The 13,277-nt window shown below is 67.7% G+C and carries 10 protein-coding genes and 1 pseudogene; 6 read left to right on the plus strand and 5 right to left on the minus strand.

Features of this window, described 5'->3' with window-relative positions; genetic code table 11:
- Positions 1 to 64 precede the first annotated feature (64 nt).
- Positions 65 to 1,309 (minus strand): amidohydrolase, encoded by a 1,245-nt coding sequence (locus ACFWVP_RS28335; RefSeq protein ID WP_384500828.1) that lies wholly within the window; start codon positions 1,307 to 1,309, stop codon positions 65 to 67.
- Between the two features lie 276 nt (positions 1,310 to 1,585).
- On the opposite strand from ACFWVP_RS28335, the gene ACFWVP_RS28340 reads away from it, so the two are divergent.
- Positions 1,586 to 2,611 (plus strand): DUF1648 domain-containing protein, encoded by a 1,026-nt coding sequence (locus ACFWVP_RS28340; protein WP_384500802.1) that lies wholly within the window; start codon positions 1,586 to 1,588, stop codon positions 2,609 to 2,611.
- 1 nt (position 2,612) lies between these two features.
- Entirely contained in the window at positions 2,613 to 3,023 is a 411-nt protein-coding gene (locus ACFWVP_RS28345) for a GntR family transcriptional regulator (RefSeq protein WP_384500803.1), read from the plus strand.
- 232 nt (positions 3,024 to 3,255) lie between these two features.
- Here the strand turns inward: ACFWVP_RS28345 and ACFWVP_RS28350 are convergent, their stop codons facing one another.
- Positions 3,256 to 3,579 carry a hypothetical protein gene (locus ACFWVP_RS28350; RefSeq protein WP_384500804.1) on the minus strand — a complete coding sequence of 108 codons (324 nt, stop codon included), beginning with the start codon at positions 3,577 to 3,579 and terminating at the stop codon, positions 3,256 to 3,258.
- A 196-nt stretch (positions 3,580 to 3,775) separates the two neighbouring features.
- Here ACFWVP_RS28350 and ACFWVP_RS28355 point away from each other — a divergent pair, with 196 nt between their 5' ends.
- The 4 genes and pseudogenes from ACFWVP_RS28355 to ACFWVP_RS28370 all read left to right on the plus strand — a co-directional run bounded on the left by ACFWVP_RS28355 (position 3,776) and on the right by ACFWVP_RS28370 (position 7,704).
- Positions 3,776 to 5,098: an XRE family transcriptional regulator gene (locus tag ACFWVP_RS28355; RefSeq protein ID WP_384500805.1), complete on the plus strand. Its 1,323-nt coding sequence runs from the start codon at positions 3,776 to 3,778 to the stop codon at positions 5,096 to 5,098.
- Between the two features lie 380 nt (positions 5,099 to 5,478).
- Positions 5,479 to 6,087: a replication initiator gene (locus ACFWVP_RS28360; protein WP_384500806.1), complete on the plus strand. Its 609-nt coding sequence runs from the start codon at positions 5,479 to 5,481 to the stop codon at positions 6,085 to 6,087.
- An 89-nt stretch (positions 6,088 to 6,176) separates the two neighbouring features.
- Entirely contained in the window at positions 6,177 to 6,401 is a 225-nt protein-coding gene (locus tag ACFWVP_RS28365; protein ID WP_384500807.1) for a helix-turn-helix domain-containing protein, read from the plus strand.
- Positions 6,401 to 7,704 (plus strand): annotated as a pseudogene (locus ACFWVP_RS28370) (tyrosine-type recombinase/integrase). The gene ACFWVP_RS28365 and the pseudogene ACFWVP_RS28370 overlap by 1 nt, the downstream one beginning before the upstream one ends.
- Positions 7,705 to 7,804: 100 nt before the next feature.
- On the opposite strand, the gene ACFWVP_RS28375 reads toward ACFWVP_RS28370, so the two are convergent.
- From ACFWVP_RS28375 to ACFWVP_RS28385, 3 genes are all read right to left on the minus strand, one after another.
- Complete coding sequence (locus tag ACFWVP_RS28375; RefSeq protein ID WP_384500808.1) at positions 7,805 to 8,056, minus strand: hypothetical protein; 252 nt, start codon at positions 8,054 to 8,056, stop codon at positions 7,805 to 7,807.
- 86 nt (positions 8,057 to 8,142) lie between these two features.
- Positions 8,143 to 9,858: a polymorphic toxin-type HINT domain-containing protein gene (locus ACFWVP_RS28380; protein WP_384500809.1), complete on the minus strand. Its 1,716-nt coding sequence runs from the start codon at positions 9,856 to 9,858 to the stop codon at positions 8,143 to 8,145.
- Complete coding sequence (locus ACFWVP_RS28385; protein WP_384500810.1) at positions 9,855 to 13,229, minus strand: LamG-like jellyroll fold domain-containing protein; 3,375 nt, start codon at positions 13,227 to 13,229, stop codon at positions 9,855 to 9,857. The genes ACFWVP_RS28380 and ACFWVP_RS28385 overlap by 4 nt, the downstream gene beginning before the upstream one ends.
- Positions 13,230 to 13,277: the final 48 nt, after the last annotated feature.

Genomic DNA, 13,277 nt, shown 5'->3' on the forward strand with positions numbered 1-13,277 from the left:
GTCAGATAATGACCTGTACGGAAGCCGTTATCGGATCGTCGCGAACAGAAGGTGTCCTGTCCGGTTACGAGCGGTTGCCTTCGAGCAGCGCGGAGGCGGTGAACAGCTCCACCCCGACGGTGATCGCCTCCTCGTCCACATCGAAGTCCCCCCGGTGCAGGTCCAGACCTCGGGTGTCTCCGGGCGTGCGGACTCCGAGCCTGGCCATGGCACCCGGGACGTGTTCCAGGTACCAGGAGAAGTCCTCGCCGCCCAGGCTCTGTTCGGTGTCCTCGATGGCATACGATCCGCGCCGGGCGGTCATCGCGGCGTCCAGCAGGCCGATCGACTCGGCGTCGTTCACGACGGGCGGCACCCCGCGGATGTAGTTGATCACCGTCTTGGCCCGGTGCATTCCGGCCACCTCGTCGATCGCCGCGTGGACCAGGTCCGGCGCCTCGCGCCAGGCCTTCAGATCGAGGCAGCGAACCGTTCCGGACAGCTCGGCGTGTTGCGGGATGACATTGGGCGCGTGGCCGGTCTCCAGCCGCCCCCAGGTGAGGACGAGCCCGGCGCGCGCGTCGACCCGGCGGGCGAGCAGCGCGGGTACGTCGACGGCGACCCTGGCGGCGGCGGTGACCAGGTCCGTGGTCAGGTGCGGCCGGGCGGTGTGCCCGCCGGGGCCGTCGAGGGTGACCTCCAGCCGGTCGCAGGCGGAGGTGATCGCGCCGATCCGGAGCCCGATCTTTCCCACGTCGACCTTGGGGTCGCAGTGCACTCCGAGGATCCGTCCGACCCCGTCCAGCACCCCGGACTCGATGGCGTCGGCCGCGCCGCCGGGCAGCACTTCCTCGGCGGGCTGGAAGAGCAGCCGCACGGGGTGCGGCAGCAACCCCTGCCGGTCGAGCTCGGTGAGGACGAGCCCGGCGCCGAGGACGGCGGTCGTGTGGACGTCGTGCCCGCAGGCGTGCGCCCGGTCGGGCACGGTGGACCGGTAGGAGACGCCGGCCTTGGTGTCGGGGATGGGCAGCGCGTCGATGTCGGCCCGCAGGGCCAGCATCGGCGTCACGCCGTCCCACTCCCCCACGTCACAGATGAGTCCGGTCCCGGACGGGAGCACCTTCGGCTCCAGCCCCGCTCTCTCCAGCCGGGCCTTGATGGCCGCGGTGGTGCGGAACTCCTGGTTGCCGAGCTCGGGGTGCATGTGCAGATCACGCCGGAAGGCGATCAGCTCGGCACGCAGCTCGTCGGACAGGCTGCCGGGCAGGGCACCTGGGCGGGAAGCTCCCCCGGGCAGCTCGGCCTCGGTGTGGGACGCGCGGGACTTCAACTGGTTCACCCAGTGAAGGGTAGGCCCCTTTCCCCTTCAACTGGCCACAGACCAGCAAAACTTCAGCCGCTCAGGCGAACAAAAAATGGTGTTGAGGCGTGTGACGGGCGATCTGGGTGGGTACACTCCCCCGCTTTTCAAGTGCTTCCCGACCGGCCCGCGAGGCCGGACACCGGCCTCCACCCGTCCGGGCCCACCCCCGGCCTCCTCCCTTTCCACCTCGGGCCCCTCCCCTTCCTTCGATTGTTCTACTATGATGCGAACAAGGGGGTAAACATGAAGCAGATGACAGGACGCGGCACCATGGCCGCGCTCACAGCCCTTCCCTTCTCCGTCGCGCTCGCCGTGGAACTGGTGCTGTTCGCCGTTCTGCGTGACCGGCTGCCCGACCCGCTGGCCACCCACTTCGCCGGCACCGTCCCGGACGGGTTCACCGGCCGGACCGGATTCGCCGTCCTGTCCGCCGGGCTGACGGTGGGCGTGGGCGCGCTCTTCGTCCTCGCCGGCACCCGGCGCGCGACGTTCGCCCGCTGGTCGGTCGCCATCGGTTACGGGACCGTCGGCCTCGTGGGGTCGGCCCTGGTCTCCGTACTCCTGGTCAACGCCGACGCCACCGACGCGGCTGCCGACGTCCGGATGCCGGTGTGGCACCAGATCGCCGCCCTGCTCGTCGGCGTGGTCCTGGGCCTCGTCGGATGGCTGGTCACGCGGCACCTGACGCTGCCGGACAGTCTCTCCGGCCAGGGCGGCGCGGATACCGGCCGGCTCGATCTGGCCGAGGGTGAGGTCGCCGGCTGGACCCGCACGGTCTCGTCCAGGCCGCTGGCCCTGCTCGGGTCCGCACTCACCGTCCTGGGCTGCGCGCTGGCCGTGCCGGTGGGCCGGCCGGTGGGCGTACCGCTCGCCGTCCTCGGGCTGCTGATGGTGAACTTCTCCCGCGTCACGGTCACCGTCGGCCCCCGCGGCCTGGGCGTCTCGTCCGCCGCGCTCCCCCGGCCCCGGCTGCGGGTGCCCCTGGCGGACATGTCCGGGGCGTCGAGCCGGCCGATCAGCCCTCTCGGTGACTTCGGCGGATGGGGCTGGCGGATCCGGCCGGGCGCCACCGGGATCATCCTGCGCTCGGGGGAGGCGCTGGTGGTGAAGCGGGCGAACGGCCGCGAGGTCGCCGTGACCGTGGACGACTCCGCCACCGCCGCCGCCCTGCTGAACTCGCTGATCCCCCGGTCGGTGCGGCCGGCCGGCACCGCTCCGGACGTCCCACCGACCGGCACCACTCCGACCGATGCGAGTACGAGGCCCTGACATGCTCTTCCGCATCGAACCCGGTTCCGCCGTCCCGCTCGGCGACCAGATCGCCGCCCGGGTACGGCGTGCCATCGCGGACGGCGAGGTGGCCCCGGGGGACCGCCTCCCGGCGGCCCGCGCCCTGTCCGACTCGCTGGGGATAAACATCCACACGGTCCTGCGCGGCTACCAGCGTCTGCGCGACGAAGGAATGATCGAGCTACGGCGAGGCCGCGGCGCAATGGTCCTGGACGCGCCCAACACCCAGGCCCGCGCCCAGCTCCTGGACCGGGTGGAATCCCTCGTCGCCGACGCCCGGGGCCTGGGCCTCACGGACGCGGAGGTCCTGGCCCTGGTCCGCACGGGCATGGGCACGGGCACGGGCATGGGCACGAGCACGGATACGGCCACGGAGGTCTCGACGACGTGAACGCGGCGGGACCGCCTTCCGGTAAGGCCCGCGGGGCCGCCGGGAGGGGCGGTCCCGCCGTGTGCGGGCGGGTGGCGGCGGCACGTCCAGCGGTGCAGGCTCACCAGGGAGCTCCCAGTGGTGAGGCGCACTCGACAGTGGCACGTGAGGCGCTGCGGGAGGGCAGTATCGAGGGGCGGTACTCGGACACGGCGATGGCGCGTCCGGACATCGCGCGCCTTGCGATCGAGGCTCAGTCCCGGCACTCCTCGTCGAGCTCGCCCGGCTGCCCGGAACCTCGCAGCCGCGCCCCACGACTCGTCGCGACCCGCACGGTGTCCCGCAACGCCTCCGTCAGCCGGGCCGCGAGATAGCGGACCTCGCCCGCGTCCGCACGCGCGTCGTCCAGCATCGCCTGCGCGTGCCCGATCAGCTCGACGGCCATCCCCAGGTGCACCGCCTCGACCTGATCGGCGACCCGGGACACGGGGCCGGGTGCGCTCTCGTCGGTGACGAGGATGCAGAGCTTCCCCTCGCTCCCGCCCCAGGGCAGCAATCGGGCGACGGAATCCGGCATGCGGGACCTGCTTTCTCGCGTACGGGCCGATGCCCCGCCGCCGCGTCGGCGGCCGGGGCGCCACCAGCGTCTCCGTCGTGCACACCCATGTCTGTATGCCCGGTGTATGCCCTCCGCCCGTCTCGGCACGGCCTTGCCGTGCCCGTCGGTCGCGCGGGACCGTTGTGGAGAGCATCACGAGGAGAGGTGTCCAGGCATGTCCGAAAGCACGGTGGGACTGCATCCCCTCACCTACGTCAGGCATCAACATGGCTGGAGCATGGAGGGACTTGCCCGTCTCCTGACCCTGGCCGCACAGCGTCGCGGTCTGCGTATGAGCCCCGGACGGGACCGCATCTACAAGTGGGAACACCGCCGGGCAGCGCCGGGTGCCGACTACCAGATGCTGCTCGCCGACGTCCTGTCCATCGACCAGGCAGACGTACTCCGCACGGGGTGGCCGTGGTGGCTTCCCGCGTACGACGCCCCCCGTCCGTTGACGGCCGAGGGCACCCGCGCCGCTCTTACGGAGGTACTGGTGGCTCTGGAACACCCCGACCGGCGGAAGTTCCTCGCCCTGACCGGTGGCGTGCTCACCGGCTTCGCACTGGACTGGGCCACCGTCGAACCTGAACGCCTCACCGGGGCACTGCACGGGCGCCGCGTCGATTCCATCCTGCTGGCCTGGCTGGAATCCCGCACGGATGAGCTCCGCGCGCTGACCAACGCCTCGGGCCCCGAATGCGCGGTGCTGGTCCACGCGTTACTGCGTACGTCCGTCCAGCTCACCCGTACCGGTGTGTACGACGAGCCGACCGGCCGCCGTCTCCTCAAGGTCGTCGCGGCCTCCTCGCAATGTGCCGGCTGGCTCCATTTCGACCAGGGCGAGCACGCGAGAGCCCAACACCATTGGCACGCCGCTCTGCACGCCGCCCACAGCGCCGACGACCGCGACCTGGGTGCCGGAGTGCTCTCCGATCTGGCGTATTCGGCGACGTGGCTCCGGGAGCCCGCCTCCGCCGTCACCATCATCGAACACGCACTCAGCCGCTCGCGCTCCCCCGCCGTCAGCTCGCTCCTGAACGTGCGACGGGCCCGCGCCCTGGCCGTACTGGGTGACCACTCGGCAACCGAACGCGCCCTCGGCGCTGCCGAAACCGACCTCGGGCGAGCCCTGCCGGGCACCACTCCCGCCTGGGTGTCCTGGATGTCACCCGCGGACCTGCACGTGGACGCGGGCCGCTGCCGACTCGATCTCGGGCGACCGGCCGCAGCGGAGGACGCCCTGTCCGAGGGACTCGGCCTCCTCGCCCCCGACCGCGCGCGGACCCGCTCCGTCGTCCTCACCTACCGGGCCGAAGCCGCCCTCCTACGCCACGACCTGGCCACAGCCGCCGCCCACACACGCAAGGCCTTCGACCTCGCCCGCACCACACAGGCCTCCCGCTGCATCGAGCTCGCCGAAGCCACGGTGGATCGCTTCGCGGCGCACCGGAGTCACGCGGTGGTGGCCGAGTTGTACGAGTACGCGGGGCGATAGACGGCTTTTGCCCTCGCATTCAGAACCCCGGAACAGGAAGCCTCTCTCGCAGCATCCGCATCTACGGCGCCAGTAAAGACACCTTGTACAAGCTGACCGAGGCTCTGCGCCAGCAACCGCGGCCTGCATTCGTCTCCATCTCACTCCTGGAACCGGTGTCCAGAAGCTCTCCCGTCTCACCACCCGCGGGCGCGCACCTTCCTCGACAGGTCCCACACCACCAGCCAGCGCTGCGCACGCGCCATCGACGCCCGCCGTGATCACTCCCGCTGCCGCGCTGCGGGAACGCGCTGCACCGAGCAGCTCTCCCGCTGACGCTGGCGTACACCCACCCCGTACTCAAGTCCGCCTTGGAGCACGCCGGCCGTAAGGAAGAGATCATGCGCAACGCCGCCCGAAACGCCTGGGCAGGCCATCCCTCGCCTCAGGAAAAGCCGCCGCCAACCGCGATGGATAGGGGCCGAGTCGGCTGGGGCGAACAGTTCGACGTGCGCGAGATCGCCTCCTTCGACACCGGCGCCGAATTCACCGATCAGGCCGTGGCCGCCTACGTGGCGAAGTACGCCACCAAGTCCGCCGACGCCTCCGGCAGCCTCGACCGCACCCTGTTCTGCCACCCCTGCCAGGGGCGCGGCGCCACCCTCCTGGCCCACGCAGCGCCGCTCCCCTGCACCACCTGCGACGGCACCGGACAGGCCCGCCCCCTGCCCCGCCTCACCGTCGCCCGCCACGTCCGGCAGATGATCCGCACCTGCTGGGACCTGGGCAGGCTGCCGGAATTCACCGGCCTCAAGCTCTGGAAATGGGCGCACATGCTCGGCTTCCGAGGCCACTTCTCCACCAAATCCCGCAGCTACTCCACCACCCTCGGCGCGCTGCGAGACGCCCGCCGCACCTGGCGCACCGAACAGGCCCGTGCTCATGCCGGCCTGCCCGAGTCCGACCCGACGACCACGCTCGTCATCGGCCGCTGGGACTACCTCGGCTAGGGCTACAGCCCCGGCGCAGCCCTCCTCGCCGCCGGTGTCTGGCATCGCAAAGAACTGGAACGGCAGTTCGCAGCCGAAGGGGGCTGCTGATGACCTCACCCCCGCTCGCCGCCCTCCGCACGGAGGTGGCACCGGCGCTGGATCTGCTCACGGTGCCCCAGGTGATGGCCCACCTCCAGATCGGCCGCTCCGCCGTCTACGACCTGCTGCGCTCCGGACAGCTCGCCTCGATCACCCTCGGCCGCGCCCGCCGCATCCCCACCCACGCCCTCACCGACTTCATCCGCACTCGCCTGGAACAGGAAGCCGCCTGATGACCGCAGCTCACCCCGCTCCGTCCCGCCGCTCCCGCACCCGTGCGAACGGAGACGGAACCGTCTACCAGCGCAAGGACGGACGCTGGGAAGCCGCCGGATACGTGCTGGCCCCCGGCAACACCCGCAAGCACGTCCGCGTCTACGGCACCACCCGTAAAGACGCGATGACCAAGCTCACCGAGAAGATCGCCGCCATCAACCGTGGCCTTTCCATCGCCGCAGCCGACAGCACGTGAGCGCCTACCTCACGTACTGGCTGGACGGCATCGCCGTTCACCACCTGCGGGAGAACACCCACACCCGCTATGCCGCCTCCATCCGCCTCCACCTCAACCCCGGCCTCGGCGCCAAGAAGCTCGCCCGGCTCACCACCCGCGACGTCCGCACCTTCCTCGACGCACTCCGCAACACCTGCCAGTGCTGCACCCAGAAACGGGACTCCGTCCGGCGGTCCTGCTGCGCCATCGGCCAGTGCTGCGGAAAGCAGCTCTCTCCGCTGACCGTCACGTACGTCCACGCCGTACTCAAGTCCGCCCTGGAACACGCCGTCCGCGAGGACGAACTTCCCCGCAACGTCGCCCGGAACGTCAAAACGACCACGCCCCGCCCCCGGCGCTTCCAGCCCCTCACCGCCACCGAAGCCCGACGACTCCTCCACGCGGCCAACAGCGACCGGCTTCACGCCCTGTACGAACTCGCCCTCCGCACCGGACTCCGCAAGGGCGAACTCCTCGGCCTCCAGTGGGAAGACCTCGACCTCCAGAAGGGCACTGCCAGCATTCGCCGCACCCTCCAGCGCACCCAGACCGGCGGGCTGACCACGCTGCCCACCAAGACCCGCGCATCCGAACGTCGCATCGCCCTACCCGGCGAGTGCATCCACTCGTTCAAGGAACACCGTGAAGTGCAGGAAGGAGAGCGTTCGGCGGCAGGGGAGGGCTGGAAGGACAACGGTCTCGTCTTCAGCACGCCGGCAGGAGGGCCAATCGATCCGGCGAACCTCAATCGCCACTTCCGCGCCCTCCTCGATCGCGCCGGGCTCCGCCGCATCCGCTTCCACGACCTACGACACTCCACCGCCACTCTCCTCCTGGAGCAAGGCGTCGAACTCGTCGTGATCAAAGAACTCCTCGGCCACGCGCACATCGGCGTAACCGCCACCGTCTACGCCCACGTCCGACTCCGACTCCAGCGGGACGCCATCGACCTCCTCGGCCGTGCTCTCCAAGGCTCCGACGACTCCACCAGACAGCCCGACGACCGCGGCGAACCGCCGCTCTGTGCAGCACCCGTCCGCTGACGTTGCCGTCAACTACTGCCGTCAGGCGCCCCCAGCGCACGCGAGAGGCCCCACCAGAATGAACCTGGTGGGGCCTCTCGATTTCCATTCCTGTTCAGCATCAGGCGGCGGTTGCAACACCACGATAGTAATCGGCGGCTTGCTTCAGCGCGAGGGCCAATGCCGACAGACCCTCAGAGTGGCGCCATTCCCGAGTTGCCTCTTCGCAGGCTCGCCAAACTCGAACATATTCGTCATCAAGCTCTGACGACTTGATCACGATGTCATCGAATTCGACATCGGAGAATTTACGCCTGTCGGCATCCAGGAACCGCTCATTCAATTCTTCGCGTGCGACGAGAAGTTCGCCCACTCGACGAAGATGCAATCCGCCGACCCTCGGGCTGGCGATAATCTCCGCCAAGACCCTGATGTACTCGGACGGGCCACTTGCTTGACTCACCCTCTGTTCATCCTTCCTCGTAGAACGGCCATCCCGCGACGCCCTTCCGGGAGATTGACCCCACCAGCCCGCAGGATGTCAACACAATAGGTCACACAACTATTGTCCATTCCGTCGTACGCTCCGAGGTCCGCATCAATGGTCCTCCTTTGAGCCGCGTGGGCAGTTTCCGCGTTCGGCAAGTCGAAGGTGAGACTCCTCGTGTTAGGACCGAGGTCCTCGGGGAACGCGTGCGCACCTGTGGTCGGAAGCCCGTTGTACTGGCCCGGCCTGGCGGGAATTCCATTGATTACCTGCTCGGTAATCTGCGATCGGCCGTCGGCCATATCAATGCGAATTATGGCGTGCCCGGTAGGCCCCATATCGGGGTCATACGAAACGGTGGCAGTACCACCACAGTTATGGACGAGGACCGGCGTGGCCCCCGCCAGCACATAGTACGTGTGCAGGTCACTGACAGTGAGGTTGTGGACGACAGCTCGCTGGGCCGTCCAGCGTTCGATCGCGGTGACCTGAATGTAGGTGCCGGCGCTGGTCTTGAGCCACTGTCCGGTCTTGAGATCGGTGGCATCGATCCACTCACCGATCTCCGGGACCCAGAAAGGATGGTTGTGGGTGGCGGTGACAGTTTCCGTCGCGGATCCCTGATCGCCGTCGATGTCGAGAGTGACCTCGACCAGGCGCTTACTTCCTTCGCCCTTGATCTCAGCAGTGACGGTCTCGACGTCCGTCTTGCCGGTCTTGGGGTCGGTCGCCAGAACCTTGTCGCCGTTCCTGACTTCCTCGATCTGCTTGGTACTACCGTCCGCCATCAACACCTTCGTGCCCGGCACGAAGCTGTTGTCCTCGCATTTCGTCTTCTTCAGCAAGTTCTTGGCCAGCCGCGCCTCGCCGACCAGAGGAATTACACTTGCTGCTCTCGCGCTTGCTTCCTGCCAGTCGCCTCGGATGGCGGCGTTGGCTCCGAGCACAATATCCGCGGCCGGCCCGAGCACGGGAATGAAGATTCCCAGCGCCTCGACGCCTTCGGTCCAAGGGATAACCCGGGTCCTGTCGATCCAGTTCTTGCAGCCGAGGCAGCCGTGGGTGTAGTAGCGCTTTCCCTTCTGATTTACGTCGTACTTCTTCCAGTACCAGCCGGTCTTCTTCTTGGTCCAGGACTCGTTGTAGGTGACCGTAGTCTTGGATACCGAGTTGCTCGGCACACACGTACTGCTGTTACCGCCGCAGATCCCGTCAGGGCGGAGGCCGGTGGGGTCGGAAAGGGTGGCCGGAGCGTTGTTGGCGTAGGTGTAGCCGTGGATCTGTTGTGGATCGGCAAGGTCCATGATCGGGTCGACGCTGATGAATCGGCCCGTGGCCGGGTCGTATTCGCGGGCACCGAGGTGGGTCAGTCCCGTACTGGTGTCGGTGGTGCCACCGACGAAGCCCTTGGTACTGGGCCAGTTCTCCGGCTCCGCCCCGCGAGCACGGCCGAACGGAGTGGTGCGGCGCTGGGTGAGGTCGAGGGTGGTGGCGTCAACCGCAAGTTGTCCGGTGCCGTGGTGGTCGCCGATGGTGAAGGAGACACCGCTGTCATCGTTGCGGACGGCCTGCTGGCCGTTCCCCAGGTCGATGTAACGCGTGGCATTCGGGGTGGTGGAGCCCTTCGGTAGGACGATGTCTGTGTGGCCGAGGTAGAGCGTGGTCTCGTTGTCGGTACGACCGATCAAGCGGCTTCCACCGGCGTCGTGGTCAGCGCGCCGACCTGAACCTGCTTTCCCGCGTACCAGGAATTGGTCTGGGCGACTGTTGCCGACTTCTCGCCGTTGACATAGAGCGTCAGAGTGCCGGCAGTCGGGTCATGCACACCGACGAGATGCGCCCACTCCCCTACCCTGGCTGTCGTGCCCTCGGGCTGCACGACTCGGATCTGCGTAGCGCCGACCACGTCCGCCGAGTACTGGAAGAATCCCCACCGGTTACTGCTCTTGGAGTAGGCGAGTTCGAAGCCAGGTCTGTTCACCCCGAGCTGCGCGACGACTGTGGCGCCTTGGCTGGGAACGCGGTCCAGTTTCGCCCAGGCCGAGACCGTGAAGGGGCGTTCCGTGTCCACATGAGGGGCCGTTGTGCGCGCGTAGTCCCCGTCGCCGTCCAGCTGCAGTGCCCGGCCGCTCACTCCGGCGGCCCCCAGCTTGGCATTGCCTGCCAGCATCAGTGGCTGAGTATCCGCATGGCCGGTCACCTCGGTGGCTCCGGCAGCCTCGTCCAGAGGGAAGACCGCGCGGGCTGTGCGGCCGATACCGAGCGGCTTCTTCTGATGGAGATTGGTGACCTCTGCATCGGAGACCGGCTTGTCGAAGACTCGGAGATCGTCGATGCTTCCGGGGAAATAGTTGGCCGGGGCGCCCAGGAGGTTGGCTGCCCCGATCTGCAGCCCCCGGCGCGCGTTCCAGGCAGTGGTGTAGGGAGTGCTGCCGGCCAGTGCACCATCCACATAAAGCCGCAGCTCCTTGGCGCCACCTGAGTAGACACCGACGAGATGGGTCCATCGACCGACTGTCACACCGCCGGCCGCAGGAGCCATGGCCCGGGCGATGGAAGCACCTGCCGTATCCGAGGCGTACTGGTTGAAGACCCAGCGGTCGTACCCCTTCGAGTAGTACAGCTCGAACCCCGGGGAGTAGTTCCCGGGCTGCGCCGCCACTACTGCCGCATCCGTGGGCATCCTGTCCAGGTTCACCCACGCCGAGACGCTGAATCCATTGGCGGTGTTGACCGTGGGGATGTCCGTCGCGGCATATCCGCTCGTGCCGTCAAAATGAACCGCGGTGCCCGTTGTACCTGCTGAGCCAAGGGTGACCCCTCCGTACAGCTTGGCCGTCCTCGCCCCGGAACCACCCTGTGCGGCGTTCGCGTCCGCCGCCTCGTCGAACTTCCAGTTCGCCCGTTCCGGCTGGCCTGCCTTCACTCTGAACTGGTACGTCCGCACTTCCGAACCGTTACCGGCGGCATCAAATGCCTGTGCGGTGATGAAACTCAACCCAACCTTCGCCGGCAGCACCTTCGCAGCCTGCGCCGCGCCCCCTGTCGTGGTGATGACGTTCTTCGATGAGGGATCGCCGTTGACTCCGTACCAGTATTTGGTGACGTCACTGTCTGCGGCCTTGATCTGGAACGAGCCGTAGTGGCCCACGCCGTCGAACCAGGGATCGTCCGGGTTCTCCGGGTCGGACTCCGGGTAGTCGCCTGAGGCGATTGCCGGGGCTCTGGGGACGGTGGTGTCGTAGACGAAGTAGCATCCGGTCGGATCACCCGCGGACGACCAGGGTGAGTACTGCGCCCCGTCGTAGCTGCGTACGTACCAGTTCACCGTCTTGTTCTGGGGTATCGAGGTAGGCAGGCTGACCGCGAAATTCGAACCGGACTTCTTGTAGGACGTGAGCGCAGGCTTCCAGCGGGCGATGGCCCCCTTGCCGTCCCCCGCATCCCACATCGCCTGGAACTGCACCGCGACGTTGTCACTGTCCGGGTCCGTGATGCTGTTCGCGTATACCTTGCCGAGGGTACGGACACGAGGAGAGCTCTCCGGCCGCTTGCAGGTGCCTCCGTATTCCATGGTGAGCTGCGACATCTTGACCTGCGTCGGCGCACGGTTGTACTTGACCCGGAGGAATGCCTTGTCGGAGAACCTCTTCCAGGCATATCCGTCGGTCTCGCTGGCGGCCTGCAGTCCGAAGGTGAGCGAGGACGTCTTTCCGTTCGCCGCTTCCTGTACTGCGGTCCGCACATTGAACTCCGCGTCCTTCGCAGCGCAGCCGTCATAGCCGTACGCGAAGGAGGAGGATGTCAGCTTCTCGATCCAGAACCCCGACGCGTTCTGCGAGTTCCAGGTCGTCGACGACGAGATGCCCTTCGTCCTCCACAGCTCGACGCTGCGATCCGAGCACGATGCGGACCAGGTGTTCCGCACGACGAACTCTGCCGAAAGGATCGACTTGCCCGCGAACTTCGACGTGGGGATCTGGTAGAAGATCCGCTTGGTGTCGTGGGGGGCGCAGTACGACCAGTTGCAGTAGCCCATGCCTGACGTGGATTCGCCGTTGAACTTCCACTGGGGCGACGATGCCCAGTACTTCGACGCCATCGTCCATGACGATGCCCTCGGCGAGTACCACTGCGGGTCGATGAACACCGGGTATGTGGTGTTCTCACCTCGCAGCAGTTCGGTGTCCGGCGTCAGCACCAGTTCGTCGCCGCCTGCCGGAACGTCCACGTCTACCGGCGCGAGCGTTCCCGACTCCCCCGCAGCAGGCTCCTTCTCGGATGCGGGCACCGCATCCGCCGCTCGTGGTGCGCGTTCAGGCGTGACCTCGGTCTGCTTGGCCTCCGCTGCACCCGGTCCCGTGCTGGAGTCCCACATCATCGGCTTCGGCGCCTCGAAAACCGCACCCTGCGCACCCTTGTCAACCGCTTCCAGCCCTCCGTCAAGGGTCTCGTTGACGACCATGCCGTCAGCGGCAAGCTTCAGACGCAGTTGCGACAACGCCTCGTTCTCAGCGGCAGCCGCGGTCTTGACCACCAGCAGCTGGGTGAAGCCGTCTTCCTGTGCCTGCATGCGCAGATCCACGTCCGGCAGCACGTTGCGATAGGTGGCAATTGCACCGTCCAGCTCAGGTGCCGGCAGTTCTCCAGGCCACGACAGGGCGAGCTCCCGGCCTGCCTTCGTCATCCGCACCAGGGGCGTGTCGCCGCCGCCGGAGAATGTCAGGCCTACCGTGGTCACCTTGGGTGCGACACTGCCGCTCTCGGCTGTCAGTTCGGTGTCTACCGGCTTCCATCGGCCGTCCACCCGTGCCCTGACCGGGCGCAGATACTCACGCGCTTCCAGATTCCCGTCACTTGTGGCGAAGACATCGCTGCTCTCCGCTCGCAGCGACAGCACCTCAACCGGCTGGCCGGTTCGTTCTGCGGCAGCCCGTGCGGCCTCCACGTTCGCCTCGCCGTCTGCGGGTTCCGACTCGGCGGTCACCGCTCGCGGAGCAGAGGCGGGGGAAGCCGTCGCCGATGTCGGCAGCGTCACGAGTACGAGGCTGAACAGCACCGTTGACACCGTTACTCGGCGTCGGCGACCCACATGACTCCACACAGA

Source organism: Streptomyces sp. NPDC058637, assembly GCF_042717325.1.
Taxonomy (GTDB): Bacteria; Actinomycetota; Actinomycetes; order Streptomycetales; family Streptomycetaceae; genus Streptomyces.